Below are 24,233 nucleotides of genomic sequence, written 5' to 3'. Positions count from 1 at the left end.
CCTGACGCCCCGGCCAGTTCGTCGGGGCGTCAGCTTCCCAGCGCCGCGCGCAGCATCTCCTTGGCGCGGGTCAGCCGGATCGACACGCTGTTGGCGGTCAGGCCCAGCATCGCGGCGATCTCGCGCGGGGTGAAGCCCTCCAGCGTCAGCACCACCGGCTCGCGCGCGCTCAGCGGCAGCGTGCGGACCGCGGCCATCAGCCGGCGCTGCTGGTCGTTGCGCTCGATCTCGTCGAAAGGCGAGGGCTGGCCGCAGGGTATCGCCTCGTCGAGTTCCGCCATGCGCGGTTCGGCGGCGGCGCGCGCGACATGGCTGATCGCGCGATTATGCGCGATCCGCGCCAGGAAGGTGCGGATTGACGCGTCGCCGCGAAAGCTGGGCAGCGAACGCCAGACCGCCGCCAATATGTCCTGCTGCAGTTCCTGCCTCTTCGCGGGATCGGCTTCATAGCTGGCCGCGATGCGGGCGAGCATCGGGCCATGCTCGCCGAGCAGGGTCTGGAATGCCTCCTCGCGCGCCATTCCGGTCAGCCGTCCGCTCCGCTCAGCCCCATGGCCGGTTCGGGCGGAAACAGATCGTCCTCGATCGCGTGCAGCCCCCGCAGATAGCGTCTGTTTTCGCGCAGCAACCGTGTGCAGCGCCACAGCAGCAGCCCGAGATAGGCGATCGCGAACACCGCCTTTTCCCAATAGGGGAGCGGCACGAGGCTGCGATAGGCCGGGTCGGCATGGGCATAGCCGAGCACCAGCAACAGCACGATGCCGGTCGCGGCGACGCAATAGCCCGATATCGCCCAGCGGATTCCCGCCTCGGCCTGACGGATCGACACGCGGAATGCACCATCTGCATTGGCGAGGCTGGCGCGATCCATCGCGAAACGCGTCCAGAGCGCCAGGCCGATCGCGAACCCGCCGAACAGCAGCAGCGATATGCCGACCAGCCGCGAGGGCCAGTCGCCGCGATAGAGCAGGAACAGGCCCAGAAGGATCTGGACGATGCCTTGCGCCAGATCGACCGCGAACAGGATCGCGGCGTTGCGCGCCCGGCGGTGAAGCTGGCGCTGCACATGCGCGACGTCGATCGCATCGGCGGGCGTCTGCCAGATCGTCGCCAGCGCGGACCATTTCTGACCCTCGTCGATATCCATATGTCCAACCATTTTCGATCGTCGATGGCTCGGGCCTAACGTCGAATGTCGCTGATCTGAAACGAAAATCATCACCGACGAAGAAAAACGCGCGATCGCGCGAAAGAAAATCCGGATCGCGAAGACTGAATGACTGTCGCTGTTTTTGCGCCCTGTTCGAAAGGGCTGGAATCGGACGCTCTCCCTGCTTTCACGGCGTTGACGCGGCGCGATGAATTCAGCGCGCGCGCCGGTGATTCCCCCGGTTCTTCGAAAAATCGCACCCGCCGCGAAAGAGTTCGGGTGGTTCCCCAGACTGACGGTACGACCGAGACAAAAGGGGAGGGAAGGACCGTGAACCAGATCCGTCGGCTTCGACGAAGCCTTGCGGCATGTCTGCTGGCGACCGCCGTGCTGGCCGCGCCGCCGGCGGCGGCCGATGGCGATTACGACGTCGTCATATTGGGCAGCGTGCGCGGCGGCATGACCGTCGCGACCGGCCAGGGCGTGCGCCGCGTCCATTTTCATTATGTCGATCGCGGGCGTGGCCCCGATTTCCGGACCGAGCAGCGATCCGACGCCAACGGCATTCCGATCGCTTATTCGGCCGATGGCCATAATTATCTGCGCGGCACCGTCGACGAGCGGTTCGATCGCAGCGGCGGTATCGGGCGATGGAAAAGCCGCGCCGACCAGGGCGAGAGCCGCGTGCCCGGCTTCTACCTGCCGCACGAAGGCAGCATGGACACGACGAGCAGCCTGGCCGCCGCATTGCTGCGCGCGCCCGGCGGCGAGCTGGCGCTGCTGCCGCGCGGCAAGGCGCGGATCGAACGGGTGACCGAACGGGCGCTGCCCGCCGGCGGCAAGGCGACGCTCTATTTCATCCATGGCCTGTCGTTTGCCCCCAGTCCGGTCTGGCTGGATGACGCGAATGATCTGGTGCTCGAAGGCAATGGCTGGGTGTCGGCGCGGCGCAAGGGACTGGGCGCGCTGGGCGACGAACTGGTCAAGGCGCAGGAAAAGGCGCTGACCCAGCGCGAGATCGATCAGGCGCAGAGCCTTGCGCGCAAGCCGGCGGGCGCTGTCGTGTTCCGCGACGTGACGCTTTACGACGCGGCGAAACGCGGCCGCGCGGAACATCGCACGGTGATCGTGCGCGGCAACCGCATCGCATGGGTCGGGCCGGCCAGGGCCGCGCGCATTCCCGACGGTGCCGAGGTGATCGACGGCGGTGGCCGCACGCTGCTGCCGGGCCTGTTCGACATGCACACCCATCTGGCGGACAATGTCGGCGGGCTGCTGGCGATCGGATCGGGCGTGACGAGCACGCGCGATCTCGCCAACCAGATCGCGTCGCTGTCCGAACGGATCGCTGCCTGGGATTCGGGTCGGCTGATCGGTCCGCGCGTCTTCCGTTCGGCGATGATTGACGGGCGCCATCCGCTGGCCGGGCCGACCGAACTGCTCGTCGGCACCAGGGAAGAAGCGGTGGCCGCCGTCGCCCGCGCCGCCGACGCGGGATATCCGGCGGTCAAGCTCTACAGTTCGCTCTCCACCGATCTCGTTCCCGTCATCATCGCCGAGGCGCATCGCCGTGGGTTGCGCGTCGGCGGGCATGTGCCCGCCGGCATGACGATGACCCAGGCGATCGAAGCGGGCTTCGACGAGATCAACCACGCCAATTTCTGGATGCTCGGCCTGATGGGGCCGGCGGTCGTGGCGAAGACCAACACGCCGGTGCGCCTGACCGCGCTGGGCGAACATGGCCGCGATATCGATCTGTCGGGCCGGCCGGCGCGCGATCTGGTCGCGCTGACGCGCAAGCGCGGCATCGTGCTCGATCCGACATTGAGCATCCTGGAGGACACGCTGATGGCGGAGCCGGGCAAGCCGGTGCCGAGCATCGCGGCCTTCGCCGATCGCCTGCCCGCGACGGTCGCGCGCTCGGTCTCCGGCGGGGGCATCGCGCAGAACGACACCGAACGCGCGCGCAATCGCCAGTCGCTCGATCGGCTGGGCCAGATGTTCATGATGATGCACCGCGCGGGCGTGACGATGGTGGCGGGCACCGACGGCCCGCCGGGCATCACGCTGCCGCGCGAACTGGAAACCTATGTCGAGGCGGGACTGACGCCGGGCGAGGCACTTTACATGGCGACGCTGGGTGCCGCCCGCGTGGCCGGGGCGGGCGATCGGCTCGGCTCGATCGAAGCCGGCAAGCTGGCCGATCTCGTGCTGGTGGAGGGTGATCCGACCCGGACCATTGCCGACGTCGCCCGCACCTCGCTCGTCATGAAAGACGGGCTGATCTTCGATCCGGACGCATTGTTCGTCGCCGCCGGCATGCAGCCGCGCCAACCACGCACCATCACCAAGGGGGACAAGAAATGACACAGGATCGCAGGCATTTTCTCATCGGTTCGGCGACCGCTGCGGCGGTGGCGGCCGGCGCCGCGAGCATGGCGCAGGCGCGGAGCGCGGCGGGCGCATCGGGTGGCGGCGTCTTCGTCAATTCGCTGGGCACCCTGTTCGGGTTCGACGCACCGCCGCCGCCGCCGGGATCGAAACCGCTGATCGTCGAAAGCCGGCCGGAAATGGTGACCGACAGCGCGGTGCGCGACACCTTGGCCGCCGGCATCTCGGCGGTGAACATCACATTGGGTCATGTCGCGGGGGATATCGATCCCTTCGAGCATAGCGTGGCCGATATCGGGCGGTGGAACCGGATCCTGCAACAGCGGTCCGGCCAGTTGCTCCATGTGCTGAAGGCCGACGACATCGTGCGCGCCAAGCGCGAGGGCAAGCTGGGCGTGATCTATGGTTGCCAGAACAGCACGATGCTGGGCGACAAGGTCGAGCGTGTCGATTTGTTCGCCGATCTTGGCCTGCGCGTCTTCCAGCTCACCTATAACGCGCCGACCGCCGTGGGCGACGGATCGATCGCGCCGGAGAACCGTCCGCTCAGCGCGTTCGGCCGCAGCGTCGTGGAAAAGCTCGCGGAGCGGCGGTTGCTCTGCGATCTGTCGCACAGCGGGCAGAAGACCTGCCTCGACGCGATCCGCCATTCGCCGCGCCCGGTGGCGATCACCCATAGCGGCTGCCGTGCGCTTGTCGACGTGCCGCGCAACAAGACCGACGAGGAGCTTCGCCTGGTCGCCGAGCGCGGCGGTTATGTCGGCATCTATTTCATGCCCTTCCTCACCCATTCGGGGCCGGCGCGCGCGGAGCATGTGGCGCAGCATATCGAACATGCGATCAAGATCTGCGGTGAGGACCATGTCGGCATCGGCACCGACGGCCCGATGTCGCCGGTGCCCAATATGAAGGAATATCTGGAAACGCAGCGCCAATATATCGCGCAGCGCCGTAGCCAGGGGATCGCCGCGCCGGGCGAAAAGGAGGACGCGCCCTTCTTCGTGATCGATCTGCAGGGGCCGAGCCAGTATCGCGATCTTGCCCGGCTGCTGCGCAGCCGGGGCCATTCGCAGGCGCGGGTCGACAAGATCCTGGGGCAGAATTTCTTGCGCGTCGCGCGTGAGGTCTGGGGTTAGTTTGGGCTCTTCGCGGCAGCCCGCAGCGCCGTCCATCCCGCTTCGATCCGGGCGATGCCCCGGGCGATGTCGGGCTGGGCGGCGATCGCCGGCCAATAGGCGGCAAGGCGCGGATGGGCTGCCAGCGGATCGGCACGGTCGAAGACCGGCAGATACTGGACGATGTAGCGCAGCACCGGCGCCGCCGCGAGATCGGCCAGGCTCAGCGCGTCGCCCACCGCATGGCCGCGATCGTCGATCGCGCGGTCGAGACAGGACAGGCCGGCATCGATCGCGGCGATCGCCGGATCGACGACCGTGGCGTCGCGGCCCGATCGGCGGAGTTGCCCGAAGAGCGGCGTCATCGGCCCCATCACATACAGGTCGACGATCCGGGCGATCAGCCGCGCTCGCGCGCGCGCCCCCGGTGTTGTCGGGCGCAGCGCGGGTTCGGGATGGATATCCTCGACATAGTCGCAGATCACGTCGGATTCGGGCAGGATGAAGTCGCCGGCCCGGAGCACGGGGATCTTGCCGATCGGATTGATCGCGCGGAACGCGTCGGAGCGGAGTCCGCCCGGCGGCGGCGTCACTTCATAGGCCAGGCCCTTGATGTCGAGCTGCACTGTCAGCCGCTGCATATAGGGCGAGATATCCGCGCCATAGATCAGATAGGGCGTCACAGCCGGCTCAACCCGCCATCGACGAGCAGCGTCTGCCCCGTCATCATCGCCGATCCGTCGCTGGCCAGGAAGGCGGCGAGCCCGGTCATGTCGTCCGCCTCGATCACCCGGCCGATCGGCTGGTTGCGTGCGAAATCGTCGAACAGGCCGGTGCGCCCCGCCGCGTCGAGCTGACGCTCGGTGCCCGGCGTGCGCGTGAGGCCGGGGGAAATCGCGTTGACGGTGATGCCATGTCCGCCCAGGTCGCTCGCCAGCGCGCGGGTGAGGCCGATCACCGCCATCTTGCTGGCGGTATAGGCGGCGACGCCCTGGCGCGGCAGCGTCAGGATCGATGATCCGATATTGACGATCCGGCCCCAGCCGTCCGCCTTCATCGCCGGGATCAGCCCCAGCGCCATCAACAGGCTCGCCTCGACATTGAGCGCGAAGACCGCGCGCCATTGCGTCAGCGTCAGCGTCTCCAGCGGCGTCACCGGATAGGCGCCGGCATTGTTGAGCAGAATCAACGGCCCCGATCGCCAGCCGAGCACCGCCGCGACGGTGGCGTCGATCTGCTCGGGGTTCGTCAGGTCGCAGCGAAAGGCCATGGCGTCGCCCCCCGCCGCGACGATCGTTTCGGCGATGGGTGTGCAATCCTCGCGGTCGATCAGGGCGACGCGTGCACCATCGGCGGCCAGCCGCCTTGCATAGGCCGCGCCGATTCCCATCGCCGCGCCGGTGACAACGGCGGTGCGCCCGGTGAGCGCTCCGCTCATTTGGGCACCGGATAGGCGCCGATCGCGGCCTGCACGCTCATCTGGCGGATCTCGGTGAAATCATGAAGCCCGGCGGGGCCGGTATAGCCCCAACCGCTCTGCTTCACGCCGCCATTGGGAAAGCCGATCTCGCCGGCCACGGTCTGTTCGTTCACCTGGATCATGCCGGCTTCCAGGCCATGGGCCAGCGCAAGCGCGCGATCGGCATTGCCCGACAATATGGCGGCGGAGAGGCCGTAACAGGTGGCGTTGGCGATGCGAACCGCATCCTCGCCGCTGTCGGCGGCTTCCACCAGCACGACCGGGCCGAAAATCTCCTCGCGCGCGGCGTCGGCGCTGGCGGGCACGTCGGCGAGTATCGTCGGCGCGAACAACCGGCCGTCGCGCGTGCCGCCGGTGAGGATGCTCCCGCCCGCCGCGACCGCCTCCGCCACCTGCGCTTCGACCAGCTCGGCGGCGCGATCGGTGATCAGCGGGCCGATAAAGGTTGCGGGGTCGGCGGGGTCGCCGCGCACCAATGTTGCCGTACGCGCGACGAAGGCGTCGGTGAACCGCGCGAACAGCGGGCGTTCGACGATGATCTTGCGCGCGTTCATGCAGATCTGGCCCTGATGGTAGAAGGACGCGAACAGCGCGGCGTCCACCGCGCGGTCGACATCGGCATCGGCCAGCACGATCAGCGGATTATAGCCCCCCAGTTCGAGTACGGTGCGCTTCAGATGCCGGCCGGCGCGTTCGGCCAGCCGCCTCGCGGTCGGCGCGGACCCGGTGAACATGATCAGCCGCACGGCCTCGCTTTCGAACACGGCGTCGGCGACCGGGCCGATCTCGCCCGGCGCATTGGTGATCACGTTGAGCACGCCCGCGGGCAGGCCTGCTTCCTCCATCACTTCCGCGATCATCAGCCCGGCGACGATCGGCGAGTCCTCGGACGGCTTGAGCACCACCGTATTGCCATAGGCGAGCGGCGTCAGGATCGTCCGCCACGCCAGGATATGCGCGCCGTTCCACGGCGTGATGCCGAAGACGACGCCTAGGGGATGGCGCACGGTGAAGGCGAAGCGGCCGGGCACGCCGCTCCGCAGCACCTCGCCGACCGCCAGATAGGGCCAGCCCGCCGCGACACGCAGCGTATCGATGCTGCGCGCCACCTGGAACGCGGCGAAACCCTGGGTCGCGCCGGTTTCGGCGGTCAGCATCGCGCGGACCTCGTCGGCGCGGCGCGCCAATATGTCTGCAGCGCGCAGGAAGATCGTCGCGCGCGCCTGCGGCGTCGTCGCGGCCCAGGCGGGAAAGGCGGCCGCCGCCGCATCGATCGCGGCCTGCGCATCGGCGCGGCTGGATGCCGCCGCCTGCGCCACCAGCCGGCCGTCATAAGGGCTGGTGTCGGGATAGGTGCGCCCGTCCGCCGCCGGCACCCAGCGGCCGCCGATGAACTGGTCGCGGACGGGGGCTTCGCTCATGCCGTCATCCGGGGGCTGTATGCGGCGAAGGAGGGCGCGATCAGGATGCCGGGCCTGGCACGCATCACTTCGGGAATGGCGCGGATCACCGGCCCGGCCACGCAATATTGCATCGCCTTCGAACGGTCGGGCATGCCTTCGGGTTCGACAAGGTCGATGCGCGCCTTCAGCCCCGGCGCGCCCTTGATCTCGATCTCCCAGCCATCGTCATGATCCCAGCCGGGCATCGACCGGTCGAGCAGCCACAGCATCTGGATCGTGAAGAAGGGCTTGCCGTCCTTCATGCCGCGAAAGCGCCAGCGGAAATTGACGACGCCACCCGCCTTCACCACGCCGACCGGCAGGACGATATCCCTGTCCGCCACGCCGAATTCGTGATCGGCGACCACTTCGTCGAACTCGACCTGCATCGCATTGCCGACAAAGCCGACGACTTCGCCGAAGATATGCTTGAACACCTTCTGCACGCGCGGGCCGCTGGCGATTTCCTCCACCGGCTTGCCGACGCCCATCAGGTCGAAGATGAAGCCCGGCGACAGCACGTCGGAACAATCGTAGATTTCGGTCACCTCGACGCTGTCGACCTGGGTGCAGACGCTGGTGAGCAGCACGGACAGTCGCTCGCCGATGAAACCGGGATTGATGCCCGTGCCGAACAGCACCGAATTGCCCTCGCGGCATGCCTCTTCGAAGCCCTGCGCGTACGCGTCGCCTTCGGCGAGCGGATAGGTATGCGCGATCGTGCTGATCACGCTCTTGCCGCTGCGCAGCAGTCTTTTGATGATCTCGTCATGTTCGTCGTAGGATTCGGACGGGTTGAGCGGCAAATGCAGCACCACATCGGCCTCGGTCGCGACGATCTCGTCGACCGAATTGGTGGCCATGATCCCGGTTTCGCCGCGCCGCGCGATCTCGCCGGCGTCCTTGCCCACCTTGTGCTCGGAATAGACGAACAGCCCGGCCAGCTCGAGGTCGGGATGGTCGATGATCTGGCGCAGGCAGGTCTTGCCGATCGCACCCGTCGCCCATTGGATTACCTTGATCGCCATCAGTCCTCACCTTTCCCGTAATCGTCCTGCCAGCCGCGTTTCAGCCGCCCCGTCTGGATCAGCGTGCCGCCGTCGATCGTGATCGTTTCGCCCGTGATCCAGCCCGATCGCGCGCTCGCCAGGAACAGCGCGGCATCGGCGATGTCGTCGGCCTCGCCGATCCGGCCCATCGGCAGGATGCGTGCGAAGGCGTCGTAATCGACCGCGGCGGTCGCATCGGTGCGCACGACGCCGGGCGCGATCGCGTTGACGCGGATCGCGGGGCCGAGTTCGGCGGCGAGCATGCGCGTCATATGGAGCAGCCCCGCCTTGGCGGTGGCATAGGCGCCCATCGCGCGCGGCGCTGAAAGCCCGCCGATCGATGCGATGTTGACGATCGCGCCGCCATGCTCGCGCATCGATCGCGCCCACGCGGCACGGATCCACAGCAGGGGCGCGCGCAGGTTCAGCGACAGCGCGGCGTCGAAATCACGCATCGGCATCGCGACCAGCGGCCCGTCCGGCGGCGGCCCGCCGGCATTGTTGATGAGCACGTCGATCCGGCCTGTGGCGGCCAGCGCGGCATCGGTGGCGCGCGCGATCGTATCCGTATCCTCCACGCTGCCCGCGACGGCGGTGGCGGCCGCTCCGATCGAAGCGGCTGCCGCGTCCAGCCGGCCGGCATCGCGCCCCACGAGCACGACATGCGCGCCTTCGGCCGCGAACAGCCGCGCCGTCGCCAGGCCGATTCCACGCGATGCGCCCGTCACGATCGCCGATCTTCCCTGAAGCTGCCCCTTGTCCGGCGACGCTGCGGCCATCTCTCTCTCCGGCATTCTGCGATGCTGGGGCGAGCATATAAGTCGGCCGCAGTTAGTCAATCTACTTGATTATTTTTTCCGGCGTCGCGATGATGCCGGCGAAAGGATGGTGCGTGTGGACGGCGTGCATGCGGGACGGACGGCGCTGGTGACGGGCGCGGCGCGGGGGATCGGCCTGTCGATCGCCCGGGCTCTCGCGCAGGGCGGCGCGCGCGTGGCGCTGGTCGATCGCCTGCCGGCGGACGAGCCGGCCGCAACACTGCCCGGCAGCCGGGCGTTCAGCTGCGATCTGGCCGATCCCGACGCGATCGCCACGCTGCTCGACGAGGTGGCCGCCTGGGGCCGGTGCGACATGCTCGTCCATGCCGCCGGCCTGTTTCCGACCACGCCGGCCGATACGCTCACGCTCGATGCCTGGCGGCGGGTGTTCGCGGTCAATCTCGATGCCGCGATGCTGCTGGCACAGGGCCTGGCGCCGGCGATGCGGTCGGGCGGCTGGGGGCGGATGGTGATGATTTCGTCGGGCACGATCGGCGTGCCCCGGCGCGAGGTCGCGGCCTATGTCGCCAGCAAGATGGGACTGATCGGCCTGACGCGCGCGCTGGCGAGTGATCTCGGCGCCGACGGCATCACCGCCAACGCGGTCGCGCCCGGCTTCGTGTCGACCGAGGGTACGCGCGAGAAGTTCGACCGGATCGACGCGCTGGCGTCCTCGATCGCGGCGTGCCAGTCGATCCCGCGTCTCGCGACGCCGGAGGAGATCGCATCCGCCGTCTCCTTCCTCTGTTCGGACGGCGCGGCGATGATCAGCGGGCAGACATGGATGGTCGATGGCGGCTGGCACAGGCTTTGAATATGGGTTTCTTCAGGAGAGTGAGATGACCGCAACCCTTGAGCGCGACCGGGAGAAACCGGTGCTCGACCTGCTCGATCCCGACGTCTTCGCCGCCGGCCACCCGCATGCGCTCTACGATCGGCTGCGCGCCGAAACGCCGGTCTATCGCCATCCCGGATCGGCGGTGCAGCCCGGTTTCTGGGCGCTGCTGCGCCACCGCGACATCGAAACCGTGTCGCGCGATCCGGCGCGTTTCACCTCGACGCGCGGTTTCCGGCTGACCACCGATGTGCGCGCGGGCATGTGGCCTTCGGTCACCTCCGTCCTGGCGCGCACGCTGATCGCGACCGACCCCCCCGAACAGTTGCACCAGCGCGGGCCGGCCCAGCCCTTTTTCATGCCCGCCGGCCTCCGGCGCGTGGAGGAGCAGCTTCATGCCTATGTGGCGGAGCTGTTCGAAGGGCTGGAGCGCGACCTGGCGGACAGCGGTGATGCGCCTATCGAGTTTGTCGAGCGGATCGCCGCGGTCATCCCGATCAAGATGATCAGCCTGTTGCTCGGCATGCCGGCCAGCGACGAGCATCGCATCTTCGACTGGACCAATCGCGTGCTCGGCAGCGACGATCCCGATTATGCGCGCGACATCGACGATGCGAGCAGCGCCTATGAGGAGATGTTCGAATATAGCCTATGGCTGATGGAGGAGCGCCGCCGCGAACCGCGCGACGATGTGATGACCGCACTCGCCCATGCGACCGTCGATGGCGAACCGATGGATCCGGAGATCCGCAAGGGTTTCGCCGCCACGCTGATCGCGGCGGGCAACGATACCACGCGCAATTCGCTGTCGGGCGCGATGCTCACCCTGGCGGCCCACCGGCAAGAACGCGCGCGCCTCGCCGCCAATCCCGCGATGATGGGCAAGGCGGTCGACGAGCTGGTGCGCCACGTCTCCCCGGTCGTGCAGTTCATGCGCACCGCGACGCAGGATAGCGAGGTGGGTGGCCAGGCGATCGCGGCGGGTGAGCGGATCGTGATGCTCTATGGCGCCGCCAATCGTGATCCGGAGATGTTCGCCGATCCGCACCGGCTGATCCTCGACAGGCCCAACGCCAATCGCCACCTCACCTTCGGCATCGGCGCCCATCGCTGCCTGGGTTCGCGGCTGGCGGGCACGCAATTGTCGCTGATGCTGGGCGAGATCCTGCGCCGCTATCCCGATTACCGCATTCTCGGTGAACCGGCGCTGATGCGCAGCAACTTCCTGTGGGGGGTGAAGGCGCTCGACGTGGCGCTGCGGTGATCGGCCCTAGCCCTCTCACCTTGTCATTCCCGCGCACGCGCACGGGTGTCCGGGATTTCAGGGAGTCGTGAGATAATGGCGGTACCGCTTCTCAAATGACCCCAAAAACCAGTCGTCATTCCGGCGAAAGCCGGAATCTCGTGCTCTATGTCGAAGAAGATTCCGGCTTTCGCCGGAATGACGCGAGTTGTGATGAAAGCGCGCGCTTTCTACTGCCCATGTTCTCCCATTGCCGCCTGGAAGCTTGTCTCGACAACAGGACAACAGGCTCATCCCAAGGGATTGCTTGGCTTACGCCTACCTCAGCCAAAAGAATCCCGGACACCACTGCGCGCACGCGGGAATCCAGAGTCGTAGAGTTCGATGATCGACATCTTCTGGATTCCCGCGTGCGCGGGAATGACGGGGTGGCGGCTCAAACCTGCTCGACCAGTTCCCAGTCCCGCTCGAACGGCACCGCCGGGAAATGCTCGCTGTCGAGCGGATCGCCATCGGCAAGCGTCGGGGTGAAGGGCATGCGCAGCTTGTAATAGCCCGTCTGGAAGCGCGCGGTCTCGCCCGCCCATCGCGTCGTGTGCGCGCGGCGGCGGCGGTCGGGGGAGAGGTTGCCGTTCGCGGCATGCGCGGTCCACATATGATGCGCCAGCACGTCGCCGGGCTGCACGTCCCAGCCGATAACCTCCGGGCCGTTTTCGATCGCATCGAAATCGGGGCAGGGATCGCCGCTCGTATTCTTCGCGTCGGGCCGGATATGGCGGACGAAATTGGTGGAGGATGCATAGGCCGGACCCTCATGCGAGCCGGAGGCGTAGCGCATCGCGCCCGATTGCTGGTCGACATCGTCCAGCGCCATCCAGAGCGACAGCGCCTGGGTGCCGTGGATCGGCCAGTTGGGGCCGTCCTGGTGCCAGCTCGTCGGCGTCGGCGTCATCGGTTCCTTCACCAGCATCTGATCGAACAGGAGATTCACCTTCTCCGCGCGCAGCAGCCGCGCCGCGATGGCTGATGCGGGCGAGGCGAAGGCATAGTCGCGGAACGCCGCGTCGCGCCGCCAGACATAGGTTTCTACCGCCAGCCGCCCGCCATCCGCCGCCGCCTCGATATGGATCGGCCCCGGATCGGCGAGCACCCGATCCATCGCCTCGCGCATCCGCGCGACCCAGCCGGCATCGAACATGCCGCGCAGGCAGACCGCGCCGGTGGTCTCGAACGCGTCCACTTCGGCATCGGTGATGGGCCGTATCAATCGACTTGCCATGGCGACTCTCCTCCTGATTTTGTTCAGATACTTGACAAAATAATCGGTCGCGTCAACGTTTCCCCGAAAGCATGGCAAGGAGAGCATCGGCATGGCGGGGCGCGGACGGATCGATTTCCACACCCATTTCGTCCCCGACATCTATCGCGAGACGCTCGCCGCCGCCGGCATCGCCTCGGTCGGGCGCGTGCCCTTTCCGCAATGGAGCCTGGACGGCCTGTTCGAGGGGATGGAGCAGCTCGGTATCGCGCGGTCGCTGCTGTCGATCTCGGCGCCGGGCGTCGATTTCGGCGATCCGGTGCTGGCGATCGATCTCGCGCGCCGGACCAACGATCTGCTCGTCCAGCTCAAGGCCGATCATCCCGGCGTGATCGGCGGACTTGCGACCCTGCCGTTGCCCGACGTGCCCGCCGCGATGGCGGAACTGGCACGGTTGGAGGGATCGGGGCTGGAGGGCGTGATCCTGCTCACCAGCAGTCAGGGGCGCTACTGGTCCGATCCGGTCTTCGCGCCCTTGCTCGAAATGCTCGATGCGAAGGGCGCGCTGGTGCTGCTCCATCCCGGCGTTCCCGCAGGCGCCGAGGCCCTGGGCCTCACCCTGCCGCCGCCGATCCTGGAATTCGTGTTCGATACCACGCGCTGCGTGGCGGAGATGATCTTCACCGGTATATTCGACCGCTATCCCAATATCCGCTGGGTGCTGTCGCATCTGGGCGGAACCTTGCCCTTCGTCGCCTGGCGCCTGAGCATGATGGAGCATTCGCCGCGCCCGGCCTATGCCGAATTCAACGCGCGCGGGCGTAGCGTGCAGAGCTATCTGAAGCGGCTCTATTACGACACCGCCGTCTCGGCGGGGCCGGCCAGCCTCGATGCCGCGCTGTCGCTGGTCGGGCCGGAACGCCTGGTCTTCGGCAGCGACATTCCCTTCCTGCCCTTCGCCTTCGCGCAGAAGACGCTCGCCGCACTGGAGGATTATGAATGGCTGACGCCCGAGGCCCGTGATGCGATCGATTTCGGCACCGGCGGAAAGCTGCTTGAGGTTGGGGCGCTCTAGGGTCCGGACTCTAGGAAATCTGCGCCAGCAGCTTGAGCACCGTGGAATAATAGTCCGCCGGGCTGGCCTCCGGCCGCATCGGCGCGGCGGGCCCCAGCAGCCGCCGCACCAGCGCGTAGCCCCCGTCCGAAAGCGGATAGGGGGCAACCTCGCCGGTCTTCACATCCACCCAGGCCGGGATCGGCTTTCCCGGTTCGGCATAGCTCCGCCAGAAGCGCGCGATGGTCTCGGCGCCCGCCCGCCGGTTGCCGAGCGCCAGGTAGAGCGGGATGCGGATGGCGTCGAAGCCGAAGCGCGGCGGCTTGTCGGCGGCGGGGGCCGCGTGGCCGTCGGCGCCGATATCGGTCCAGTCGGTGGGCAGTTGCAGTGGGCCCGCGCGCGCCTCCACCAGCAGCTTTTCGCCGTCGGCGATCACCGCCGCCCAGCGATCGGCGCCATCGGCCTTGCGGAAGGCGTCGAGCGCCGGCCAGATATAATAAGAGAGGTTGATGGTGGTGCGGCCGGCATGATCGAAACCGGCCAGGCCGGGCAACAGCACGGTGCGCGACCCCTGTTTGCGGACCAGATGGGCGTGGATCGCGGCGCGGATCGCCGTCGCGCGCGCGCCATAGCGCGCATCGCGCCAGCGCACCGCCGCGCGCATCAGCGCCCAGGCGATCAATATGTCGCCATCGGTGGCGTTATTGGGATCGGTCACGCCCTTGCCGGGTTCGAACCGCCAGGAGAACAGCGCTTCGTGGGGGCGTATCAGCGTGGTTTCCGTCCAGCCATGGAGCCGGTCGAAACTGTCGCGATCACCGGTGATCTCGGCGAGCAGCATGGCATAGCCCTGGCCCTCGCTATGGCTGATGCCACCATTGCCGCTATCGGCGATGCGGCCCTCGCTTAGCAGATAGCGGGCCTTGAACGCGTCCCAGCCGGCGAGCTGGACGGGCTTTTTCGGCGCCGCGCTCGCGCATCCCGACATCATCAACATGCTCAGGGCGAGAAACGCGCGCCGCTCAATATCCATGACGCAGTTCGACAAGGCCGGGCGTCGCGCGCGTCAGCCGTGTCGTCAGCGCGGAACCGCTGCCGAGGCTGCGGAACCAGCTTTCATAGGCGCCTTCCAGGATATGCGGCGCTGCCTGCATCCACAGGCCGTCGTCGCCGGCGTCGAGCACGGCGGGCAGGTCGCTATGGATGATGTCGATCCCCTCGTCGTCGAGCTCGAGGCTGACGCGGCCCAGGCCCAGCGCGTCCCACAAGGCGTTCATCTGCGCGACCAGTTCATCGACATCGTCGATCTCTGTCAATTGCAGCATCGCGGCCAGCCGCACGCCCACGGCGTTGAAGAAACCGCGCGCCTGTTCCTCGGTCGCGCCGTCGCTCACCTCGCCGATCATGGCTGCCAGCAGCGCCGGATGGGAGCGCAGCAGCGGATAACCGGACAGGATCGCGAGCTCTTTCATGTCGGCGTCGACTTCAATACGCTTCTGAAACATCATTCGTTCCCTCCACCCAATTGCTGGCGGATGCCGATCAGGCTCTTGAACTCGTTATAATCGCCGAAGGTGTTGAGATTGAGTTCCCCGCCGATCCGGGTGCCGGGGCTGACCCGGTAATAGACGGAGCCGCCCGCCGAGATGCCGAAGCCCGTCTTGCTGATGCTGTCGAAGCGCGAGCGAACATCGTCATTCTGCGCCTTCAGTGAATCGAGCTGCCCCTGCGCCGCCGGATCGGTGGGGTAAAGCGGGCTGCTGCCCTGATCGTAGCTCTGATAGCCGGGCACGATGCTCGCATCGACGTCCAGCCGCTCGCCGCGCATCGCGTAGCGCAGCGGGAAGCTGACCGACAGGAAGCTCTGCGGGCTGAAATAGCCGCCATGGCCGAAGGTGAAGTAGTTCTGGTTGTTGCCGAATTGCTGGTAATTGGCGTTGACGCCCACCGTCAGACTCGACCGCGTATCGCGGTAGACGCGCAGATAGCCGCCCACATTCACCTGGATGCCGTGATTGTCGGCGACGTTGGTGCCGTCATAGCGATAATAGGAACCGTCGGCATAAACACCGCTGCCGTCCCTGTCATAGGAGAAGGAGACGCCGCCGCCGGCCTTCATCACCGCGCCCCAGAACGCGCCGGAGACCGGATCGGTGGTTCCGGCATAGGAGATCACGCTGTCGGTGACCGGGCGTCGTTCCGCCCAGATCCGCGCGGTGGCGTAGCGCGACAGGCGCGGCGTGACGGTGATCCCGCCCGCCACCTGATTCTTTTCGAACCCCAGCGGGGTGGTGCCGATATCGGCCTTCACGATCTTGTTCTCATAGCCCACCGACACCGCGACGCCCGAGGCGTGCTGGGTGTCGGCCTGGGTGAGCTGCGAGGGCTGCTGTTCGACGATGCCGATCGCTTCGGCGGTGGCGTTGCGACCGAAGCGCGCCAGGCCCGATCCGGTGGGCCGGCCGGCATCGAGCACCACCGCGCTTGCCTTGCCGGACACGCGGCCGCCCGCGAAGTCGGTCGAGATTTCCGCCGTGCCGCCCAGTTCCTTGAGCTGGCTCAGGCCCACCTCGCCCGAACGCTGGCGATAACCGGTGCTGACATCGACGCGCGGCCCTGTCTCGGTGCTGAGCGCGCGCATGTCGCGATCGATCGACTGGAGCACGGGATCTGTGATCGGCGCCTGGGCCACTTGGGCCGCAGGCGCTATTGGAGCAGGCACCATCGGCGCGGCATAGGCCGGAGCCGCCTGCGCGTAACCGGGCATCGGTCCCGGACTGATCACCTGGGGCGCGGCCGGATAGGCCGACATCTGCTGCGCGGGCATCGGCTGCTGCGCCGCCGCCTGCGGATTGCCGAGCGCGAAAGGGTTGACCGTCTGCTGGGCCGCCATGAACGGATTGGCGACCGCGCCCTGTGGCCGGTTGGCGAACGGATTGGCCGCAGTGAAGCCGCCGGCGGTGCTGCCGCTGGCGCCGACATAGAGTTCGCGGGCGCGCTTCAGATAGCGCATCGCCGCGCGTTCGTCGCCGCGCGCCTGTTCCATGCGCGCCGCCGCCATATAGACATTGTAGTCGCCGGGGCTGAGCGCGATCGCGCGCGCCGTCGCCTGGCGCGCGGTCTCGAAATCGCCGGCGGCGCTGGCGGAATCGACCAGGCCGATCAGCGCGCCCTTGTCCTGCGGCGCCTGGTTCAGCACCATCTGGAAGGTCTGCGACGCCTGTGGGTACAGGCCGCCCGACTGATAGAGCCGGGCCAGCGCCGAAAGCAGTTCGGGATTGCCCGGCGCGGCGTTCCATTGCGCCTGGAGCAGATCGAAGGCCTGAGCGAACTGGCCCTGCTGGCGCAACCGGTCCGATTGGGCGGCGACGAGAATGCCGTTGAGCCGGGCGACGGCGCGCTGCCCGTCGGGCGTGTTGCCCGTCCGCTCGACCACGCGGTGCACGGCCGATTGGGCAAAGGCGTCCTGGCCGCTCTTGGCGAGCACGCGGACCAGCGGTTCATAGGCGCGCGGATCGTCCGATCCTTCGGACAGCGCCTGTTGCGCGATCAGCGACGCACCCGCGATATCGCCCAGATCGAACAGCGCATCGGCGAGCGCGCCCTTGTTGGCGATGGTCAGCCCCGGCGTGTCCGCGAGCTGGCGAAGCGCCGCCATCGCCTGCGTGCCCTGGCCCTGGCCGGCCATGGTGCGGGCGCGGGCGATCGCGGCATCGGCCTTGATGTTGATCGCCAAGCCGCGCATCTCCGCCGTACGCGCGGCCTGCGGGATCCGATCGAGGAGCGCCTCCGCCTCGGTCGCCCGGTCGGTCTGACTCAGCAGCAGCGCGGCGGCATAAAGCGATTCGGGATCGGATGATGTGCGCAGGCCGCCCGCGATCGCGTCCGCATCGGCGCGGCGCCCGCGCTTCTCCAGGAAGCGCGCGAACTCGTAACGGATCCAGGGGTCCTTGGGGTCGGCCATCATGCCGCGCTGGAAAAGCTGTTCGGCGAGCACGACATTGCCTGTCGATGCCGCGTCCAGTGCCTGTGCGCGGATCGCGCGCGCCTGCACCGATCCCTCCGCCTTGCCGCCGCCCTTGCTTGCCGCCTGCGCGTAAAGCTGCGCGGCGTCGGCATAGCGGCCCTGGCGTTCGTAGATGCCGCCCAGCAGGTCGTAAGCGGGCGACTTGTCGGCGAAGTCGGATTGGACGAGCCCTTCGGCGATGCGCTGCGCCTCGTCCAGGCGGCCGGCATCCGCCGCCGCTTCCCCCTCGGCGATGCCCGCGAAGAAGCGCGCCGAATTGAGCGCTTCGGCCCATTTGGACGCGTTGCTGCCGCGCGAAGCGCGCTGGAGCAGGTCGCGCGCCTCGGCGAAGTGCTGGGTGCGGAGCCGCACCAGCCCAAGCCCGCCGAGCGCGTCTGCATCATTGACGTTGCGCGACAAAGCGGCCTGGAACCGGCGTGCGGCAGTGGCGAGATCGCCGGCATCGAGCGCCTGGAAGCCCGCCGCGCGCGCCTCTCCGCCACGATCTGCGGGTGCGGCCGACCGTTCGGCCGGCGGTCGGGCGGGTGTGGCGTTGGTCGGCGATGCGGGAGCGGCCGGCGGCGTCTGGCGTGCGGCTGTCGGTGCGGGCGCGGGCGATGGTTTGGGCGCCGGGGCCGGAGCGGGCGTCGGGCGCGGCGGCCCGGCCAGCGCCCGGCGCGCGGCGGCATTGCCCGGATCGATCGCGAGCACGCGGCGATAGGCCTGGTTGGCAAGATCGGTGCGGCCGCGCGATTGCCAATAACGCCCCTGTTCCATCAGCGCCGCGACGCCGGGCGCCTGGGCCGCGAGCATCGCGGGGGCGGCGATCGCGATCGCCGCCGTCGAAAAGGCCAACAGCCGAACCGGGTTACGCATCACGCTTCTCCACGGCGGCCAGGCGTTTACGCTCCTGCCGCTTGAGGATCATGTAGATCGGGCCGGAGACCAGCAGGGCCACGAGCAGGCCCGAAAAGGCCATCAGCATCGGGTGGCCGCTGAACCAATAGGCGATCCGCATCCACAGCGGCAGATCGCCGACCCAATAGCCGTTGCCCACCGCGAAGCTCGACATGCCTTCGCCGTTGACGACCGAGAGGTCGCCCTGGACCTGGGCGTTGATCTTCACATCTGCCAGCCCGTCGATCATCAGCGGCAGGCTGACGGTATCGTTGGCGAGCAGCGCGATCACGGTGCGGCCGCGCTCGAAGGGCGACTGGAAGCTGACGATGCCCGCGAAATTGTCGGTGCCGTAGAGCAGTTCGCCCGCCTGGTCCGGCGCCCGGTCGAAGGGCGACTGGCCTTCGAACACGCGCTCCACCGCCCCGCGTTCGGCAACGCGCAGGCGGCCATTCTCGTAACGGACCGGCGCATCGGAGAACAGGCTGCCGAGCTGGGCGAGCTGGGTGCCGCCGAGCACCAATATGTCCTTGGCGGCGAGCGCGTCGGCATCGATACCGCGCGTGACGGTCAGGCCGGTGACGGGCGCGCCGGTCGAATCGCCGAAGCGCCCCATCAGTTGCAGGAACGCCTCCACCGTCGCCGGGCTGGGCTGGGCCGCCATCACCACCGCGGTCTCGGCGAGGTCGGGGCGGATGGTGAAGGGATAGCCGGCATTCGCGAAGGTCGCGAGATCGGGCATGCGCAGCGCGTGATAGGCGCGGGTCAGGTCGATCGTGCTTTCGGGCAGGATGCTGGTGCGGACATTGTCGGGCAGCGTCCCCACGCACTTCTTCTTGTCGGCGATGATCAGGTTGTAGTCGAAGATCAGCTGGTTCTGGCCGAACAGATTGTAGCGCGGCAGCACGACCGACGCCTTGGATGTGTGCGAGGTCGTGTTGTTCTGGCCCGACAGGCTGTCGAGCCAGCCGTCGCCCGCCAGCGGCAGGGTGCGCAGATATTGTCCGTTGATCGACAGGTCGAGCCGCGAGGCCTTGCGATCAAGCCAGGGCGCGCCCGGATAGCGATAGGCAAGGTTGAGCGTCGCCCCCTGGCGCGGCCAGAAGAACAGGTCGGGCGCGACGCGGAAGGCGGTGGTGAGCGGCCCCGGCGGCAGGCCCATGCCCTGCAGCGTATAGGCGTCCACGATCTCGCCCAGTCGCACCGGCCGGTCGGTGCGCAGCCAGCGCGGCGCGCTGTAGCGCGGATAGCTGGGGATGCGCACGCCGTCGACCGAGGCGGTGGCGCCGCCGAACACGCCCTTGCGCGACGCGAGCGCGGCTGCGGCAAGCTTGAGCTCGCGATCGTCGCGGCCCATCACCAGCAGCAACTCGCCGAAGGGATCGGCCGGATTCTTGACGACCGCGACGGTCGCGCCGGTGATGTTGAGCGACAGGCCGGCGATCTGCCGGCGCGGGGTGACGAACACCACGGCGTTGCCGCGCGGAAGCTGGTTGTAGAGCGGCTTGAAGCTGAAGCCGCGATAGCTCGCCATGCCGCCGAACCAGGATGCGAGGCTCGCGGCGGCTTCGAATTCGGCATTGCTGGGCGCGCCGGCGAAGACGAAGGGCAGCTTCAGCGGCGCAACGTCGTAGCGGTCGAAAAAGGGCGCCGGCAGCCGCGTCAGGCTGGGCGCGAGCGGCAAGGTCTGCACCTGAAGGTCGAAATAGGAGCGGACATTGCTGATGTTCGCCCAGAGCGAGGAATGGAAGGGATCCTCGCAGTCGCGCGCATAATGGCCCAGGAAACGGATGTTGAGCTGGTTGTTGCCGGGCAGGAACATCGCCGGATTGACCGGCACCGTGATCACCTGGCCGGCGGCCAGCGCCGGATCGAGCTGGATGGTGCGCGCCACTTCGCCGTTGAGCAGGATCACGAGCTGGCTGACATCGCCGAGCAGCGACGGCGAATAGGCGAAATTGAGCGTCAGATTGGCGCCCGTCACCACTTGGTTGCCGCGCATGCCGAACGGAATGCCGATCTCGCCGCGCGTGCCCTGAAGGCGGATGGGATTGGTGACGCGCAGATCCTTGAAGGTCACGCGCTGCTGCGTGGTGCCGATGCCGGTGGCGGGCAGCACCGCCGGCACATCCTTGGGCACCGCCTGCGCGCGCGCGGCATCGGGCAGGAACAGCAGCGCGCAGAGCAGCGCCGCGCCCGTGGCGGCAATGTCGGAAAGCCGCCGACGCTTGCGGCGATTGGCCGGCGCCTTGGCGATGCGGATAAGCGTCGAGATATCGACGGTCAGAATGTCGCGGATCGAACGCAGGCCCGAAACACCGGTCTTCACCTTGGTACCCTCCCAGGCGTCGGCGCGCCCCATCACGGCGCGGACCAGCAGCCGTTCGCGCGCGCGATCGAGCGGCTGGAAGCGCACCTGCGCAATCCCGCGCTCCATCCGCACGGTATCGACCGGAATGGTCAGCGTATCGTCGCCCATCGGCATCGAGATGTCGGTGACGTTGCGGCCCTGGAGCACGAAGCCGGACGGCATCCGCGCGGCGAGCCCGCCCATCGAGATATTGTTCGACGCGCCTTCGACGACATAGCCGTCCTCGAAATAGAGCGTTACCGGCACATCCACGTCGATGCGGATATGCTGGCGCGTCTGGCGCCGTTCGCGCGCGACGGAGACGGCGGCGACCAGGATGATCAGGCTGAACGTCGCCCAGGCGGCGTTCAGCGCCAGCGTGTCGCTCTGGATGTTGAACAGGTGCGGGAAGAACAGCCATTTCACCACGCCGAACGCGATGCCGAACACCAGCAGCGCGATGGTGATCAGGTGCGGCCGCACGATCGCGAAGTCGAAATAGGTCTTGTCGAGCAGCCCGCCCTTGTCGGTGACGTTGAACTTGCCCTTGCGTGGCTGGAACAGCGTGAAGACCGTCGGCTTGACCAGATGGAAGGCCAGCAGCGTCTCGTAGATCTCGCCCCAGAAGGGGCGGCGGTCGCCGCCCTGGATGCGTTCGCTCGACTGCATCGAAAGGAACAGGTGCGGCAGCGCATAGGCGAAGATCAGCGACGCCGAAGCGTGGATGATGTTCTGCCCCGCGATCAGATAGGAAAGCGGCGAGGTGAGGAACACGATCCGCGGCAGCGGAAACTGGAAATGCAGCATCGCGTTGAGGTAGCAAAGCCGCTGCTGCCAATTGAGGCCGCGGCCGAGCAGTGGATTATCGACGCGGAAGATCTGCGTCATGCCGCGCGCCCAGCGGATGCGCTGGCCGACATGGAGCACCAGCTTCTCGGTGGCGAGGCCGGCGGAAAGCCGCGTGCCGATATAGGCGGTGTTCCAGCCCATGCGCTGCAGCTTCAATGCGGTATGAGCGTCCTCGGTGACGGTCTCGCCCGCGAAGCCGTTGGTCTCCTCAAGCGCGGACCGGCGGATGATCGCGCAGGATCCGCAGAAGAAGGTCGCGTTCCACAGATCGTTGCCCTTCTGCACCGCGCCGTAGAACAGGTCGCCTTCGCCCGGCATGTCGCGCGCGACCGACAGGTTGCGCTGAACCGGATCGGGCGAGTAGAAATGGTGCGGCGTCTGCATCAGCGCCAGCTTGGGATCGGTCTGGAACCAGCCGACGGTGAGCTGGAGGAAGGCGCGGGTCGGCACGTGATCGCAGTCGAAGATCGCGATCAGCTCGCCATCGGTCTTCTTCATCGCGGCGTTCAGATTGCCCGCCTTGGCGTGAAGATTGTCCGCGCGCGTCAGATAGCCGCAGCCGGCGGTGCGCGCGAAGGCCTGGAATTCGGGGCGCCGTCCGTCGTCCAGGATGAACACGCGGAAACGATCGGCGGGATAGTCCATGTCCATCGCCGCGAACACGGTGTTCTGGACGATCTCCAGGCTCTCATTATAGGTCGGAATGTAGACGTCGACGATCGGCCATTCGTCGGGCGCGCCCTCCACCTCGATCACCGGGCGTTCGAGCGGCCAGCTGGTCTGGAGGAAGCCGAGCACCAGGATCACCCAGGCATAGAGTTCGGCCAGATACAGGCCGCTGCCCAGCAGAAAGGCGGGGATGCTGTCGAATTCCAGCGTGTTGGTGGTCCGCCACACGATATAGCGCGTGGAGATGACCAGCGAGAGCGCGGCGATGGTGAGTGTCGCGCGGCGGCTTCGCGAGCGGCCGATCACGATCGCGCCCACGATCGAGGACAGCGCGAACAGCCATTGCGAACGCTCGTCGAGCGGCACGGTGACGACCACGATCGCGAGGGCGGCGACACACAATCCGGAGATGGCGAGCAGCGCGGTGCGCGCGGGCGGCGGCAGGGCGGCGATATCCATGGCGGTCAGATCTGCAGCGAGGCGGCGCCGGCATCCTCGTCGGCGACAAGGCCGAGCCGGCGCTCGACCGCATGGGTCAGCCGGTCGAGATCGATGCGGACCACGCTGGACGGCGCGAATTTCGGGATCGGCTCGAACATGGCCAGCGCCTCGTTCACGGCTTCGTCGCGGCGCACGGTGCCGAGCAGCGAATCGCCCAGCAGTTCGCGGATGAAGGAATGGCTGTGGCGCGAGAGCCGCCTGGTATCGTCGAGCTGGTTGAGCACGAACGCGGTTTTTTCGAGCTGCGCGACGGGCGTGCCGGGCTCGACCAGCGGCAGCGTCGCCAGTGAACCCGCGAAGGGCAGCAGGGGGCAGATGTGCAGATCGCAATGGCTGAGCAGCCGCGTCTTGAGCGCGCGCGATCCGGATGCGATGTCCAGCAGCGTGATGCGGTGCGGATCGAACAGGCCCGGATCGTCCTGTTCGAGCACGTCGAGGAAGCGCCTGTCCTCGGTGATTGCATGGCCGTTGAGCAATTCGACGCCGCCCACCACCATCGTGTCGCCGGGCGCATAGGTCATGCCCGCCACGGTCTGGCTCGGCAGCATCCCGAAATGCAGCTTCAGCGAATCCTGATAGGTGAAATCGATCGCGGTCACCTGGTGTCCGCGTTCGGCGAGGTGCATGGCGAGCTGCGCGGTCAGGAAGGTGCTGCCGACGCCGCCCTTGGGCGAATGAAACAGGATCAGCATCAGGTCTTGTCCGAAAGGCGGCCGAGGAACTGGCGCATGTTGACGACCTCGCCGCGCGGCTCGGCGGCCGGCGCGGCATCCTTGGCATAGCGGCTGAAAAGGCCTGCCTTCCTCGGTGGCGCCGCCGGGCGCTCGACGCGTTCGGGCGGGCTGGTGCGCGTGCGGATCTGCACTTCGGCGGCGGCGAGCGTCGGTGCCTTTTCGCCCATGACGCGTTCGTCGATCAGCAGCGCCTCGAAGATCGGCCAGAGTTCCATGTCCGCGAACGGATCGGGGAATTCCTGATATTTGAAATCCCTGCGGTTCAACCGCGCGAGTAGGCTCTTTGCATCCTGGCGCATTGGGGAGTGCTCCAAAATTAGGATCCCCAGAATGCGCATCAATGGTTAATAAGGTGTTAGGTCTGCGACGAGCCGCTAAGCTGAATATTGATA

19 protein-coding genes are annotated in these 24,233 nt (G+C 67.5%); 5 read left to right on the top strand and 14 right to left on the bottom strand.

Features of this window, described 5'->3' with window-relative positions; genetic code table 11:
* Nucleotides 1–29: 29 nt before the first annotated feature.
* On the bottom strand, nucleotides 30–521 hold the full coding sequence (locus tag K7G82_RS18950; RefSeq protein ID WP_222991505.1) for an RNA polymerase sigma factor: 492 nt from the start codon (nucleotides 519–521) through the stop codon (nucleotides 30–32).
* A gap of 5 nt (nucleotides 522–526) precedes the next feature.
* Nucleotides 527–1,147 carry a hypothetical protein gene (locus K7G82_RS18945; protein ID WP_222991504.1) on the bottom strand — a complete coding sequence of 207 codons (621 nt, stop codon included), beginning with the start codon at nucleotides 1,145–1,147 and terminating at the stop codon, nucleotides 527–529.
* Nucleotides 1,148–1,480: 333 nt separating this feature from the next.
* Between K7G82_RS18945 and K7G82_RS29865 the strand changes: the two genes are divergently transcribed.
* Nucleotides 1,481–3,517 (top strand): amidohydrolase family protein, encoded by a 2,037-nt coding sequence (locus K7G82_RS29865; RefSeq protein ID WP_222991503.1) that lies wholly within the window; start codon nucleotides 1,481–1,483, stop codon nucleotides 3,515–3,517.
* Nucleotides 3,514–4,677, top strand: coding sequence for a dipeptidase (locus K7G82_RS18935; protein ID WP_222991502.1), 1,164 nt, complete (start codon nucleotides 3,514–3,516; stop codon nucleotides 4,675–4,677). The genes K7G82_RS29865 and K7G82_RS18935 overlap by 4 nt, the downstream gene beginning before the upstream one ends.
* On the opposite strand, the gene K7G82_RS18930 is transcribed toward K7G82_RS18935, so the two are convergent.
* Genes K7G82_RS18930 through K7G82_RS18910 form a run of 5 tightly spaced genes read right to left on the bottom strand, consistent with a single transcriptional unit; the run spans nucleotide 4,674 to nucleotide 9,406 of the window.
* A complete protein-coding gene (locus tag K7G82_RS18930; RefSeq protein ID WP_222991501.1) occupies nucleotides 4,674–5,339 on the bottom strand; it encodes a glutathione S-transferase family protein in 666 nt (221 codons plus the stop codon). The two genes, K7G82_RS18935 and K7G82_RS18930, sit on opposite strands and share 4 nt — an antisense overlap.
* Nucleotides 5,336–6,094 carry an SDR family NAD(P)-dependent oxidoreductase gene (locus K7G82_RS18925; protein WP_222991500.1) on the bottom strand — a complete coding sequence of 253 codons (759 nt, stop codon included), beginning with the start codon at nucleotides 6,092–6,094 and terminating at the stop codon, nucleotides 5,336–5,338. The genes K7G82_RS18930 and K7G82_RS18925 overlap by 4 nt, the downstream gene beginning before the upstream one ends.
* A complete protein-coding gene (locus tag K7G82_RS18920; protein ID WP_222991499.1) occupies nucleotides 6,091–7,557 on the bottom strand; it encodes an aldehyde dehydrogenase family protein in 1,467 nt (488 codons plus the stop codon). The genes K7G82_RS18925 and K7G82_RS18920 overlap by 4 nt, the downstream gene beginning before the upstream one ends.
* A complete protein-coding gene (locus K7G82_RS18915) occupies nucleotides 7,554–8,606 on the bottom strand; it encodes an NAD(P)H-dependent amine dehydrogenase family protein (RefSeq protein WP_222991498.1) in 1,053 nt (350 codons plus the stop codon). The genes K7G82_RS18920 and K7G82_RS18915 overlap by 4 nt, the downstream gene beginning before the upstream one ends.
* Nucleotides 8,606–9,406, bottom strand: a complete 801-nt coding sequence (locus tag K7G82_RS18910; RefSeq protein WP_222991497.1) for an SDR family NAD(P)-dependent oxidoreductase — start codon at nucleotides 9,404–9,406, stop codon at nucleotides 8,606–8,608. Before K7G82_RS18910 ends, K7G82_RS18915 begins: the two co-directional genes overlap by 1 nt.
* Before the next feature lie 115 nt (nucleotides 9,407–9,521).
* Between K7G82_RS18910 and K7G82_RS18905 the strand changes: the two genes are divergently transcribed.
* Entirely contained in the window at nucleotides 9,522–10,259 is a 738-nt protein-coding gene (locus K7G82_RS18905) for an SDR family NAD(P)-dependent oxidoreductase (protein WP_222991496.1), read from the top strand.
* Nucleotides 10,260–10,284: 25 nt separating this feature from the next.
* The gene (locus tag K7G82_RS18900) at nucleotides 10,285–11,544 is read left to right on the top strand and encodes a cytochrome P450 (RefSeq protein ID WP_222991495.1); all 1,260 of its coding nucleotides are present in this window, start codon (nucleotides 10,285–10,287) and stop codon (nucleotides 11,542–11,544) included.
* Nucleotides 11,545–11,959: 415 nt separating this feature from the next.
* On the opposite strand, the gene K7G82_RS18895 is transcribed toward K7G82_RS18900, so the two are convergent.
* Nucleotides 11,960–12,802: a phytanoyl-CoA dioxygenase family protein gene (locus tag K7G82_RS18895; RefSeq protein WP_222991494.1), complete on the bottom strand. Its 843-nt coding sequence runs from the start codon at nucleotides 12,800–12,802 to the stop codon at nucleotides 11,960–11,962.
* Between the two features lie 91 nt (nucleotides 12,803–12,893).
* Between K7G82_RS18895 and K7G82_RS18890 the strand changes: the two genes are divergently transcribed.
* The gene (locus K7G82_RS18890) at nucleotides 12,894–13,856 is read left to right on the top strand and encodes an amidohydrolase family protein (RefSeq protein ID WP_222991493.1); all 963 of its coding nucleotides are present in this window, start codon (nucleotides 12,894–12,896) and stop codon (nucleotides 13,854–13,856) included.
* Between the two features lie 10 nt (nucleotides 13,857–13,866).
* Here the strand turns inward: K7G82_RS18890 and K7G82_RS18885 are convergent, their stop codons facing one another.
* The 6 genes from K7G82_RS18885 to K7G82_RS18860 are packed head-to-tail and all read right to left on the bottom strand — an operon-like array spanning nucleotide 13,867 to nucleotide 24,140.
* Complete coding sequence (locus K7G82_RS18885) at nucleotides 13,867–14,826, bottom strand: family 8 glycosyl hydrolase (protein ID WP_246623698.1); 960 nt, start codon at nucleotides 14,824–14,826, stop codon at nucleotides 13,867–13,869.
* A gap of 31 nt (nucleotides 14,827–14,857) precedes the next feature.
* Nucleotides 14,858–15,343, bottom strand: coding sequence for a cellulose biosynthesis protein BcsD (gene bcsD / locus K7G82_RS18880; RefSeq protein WP_222991491.1), 486 nt, complete (start codon nucleotides 15,341–15,343; stop codon nucleotides 14,858–14,860).
* Entirely contained in the window at nucleotides 15,340–18,717 is a 3,378-nt protein-coding gene (locus K7G82_RS18875) for a cellulose biosynthesis protein BcsC (protein ID WP_222991490.1), read from the bottom strand. The genes bcsD and K7G82_RS18875 overlap by 4 nt, the downstream gene beginning before the upstream one ends.
* Nucleotides 18,710–23,065, bottom strand: a complete 4,356-nt coding sequence (gene bcsA, locus K7G82_RS18870) for a UDP-forming cellulose synthase catalytic subunit (protein WP_222991489.1) — start codon at nucleotides 23,063–23,065, stop codon at nucleotides 18,710–18,712. Before bcsA ends, K7G82_RS18875 begins: the two co-directional genes overlap by 8 nt.
* A 5-nt stretch (nucleotides 23,066–23,070) precedes the next feature.
* Nucleotides 23,071–23,799 (bottom strand): cellulose synthase operon protein YhjQ/BcsQ, encoded by a 729-nt coding sequence (locus K7G82_RS18865; protein ID WP_246623697.1) that lies wholly within the window; start codon nucleotides 23,797–23,799, stop codon nucleotides 23,071–23,073.
* Entirely contained in the window at nucleotides 23,799–24,140 is a 342-nt protein-coding gene (locus K7G82_RS18860; protein ID WP_222991488.1) for a hypothetical protein, read from the bottom strand. The genes K7G82_RS18865 and K7G82_RS18860 overlap by 1 nt, the downstream gene beginning before the upstream one ends.
* Nucleotides 24,141–24,233: the final 93 nt, after the last annotated feature.

This window comes from Sphingomonas colocasiae (assembly GCF_019880585.1).
Lineage (GTDB): Bacteria > Pseudomonadota > Alphaproteobacteria > Sphingomonadales > Sphingomonadaceae > Sphingobium_A > Sphingobium_A colocasiae.
This window is presented reverse-complemented; position numbering and strand designations above follow the sequence as displayed.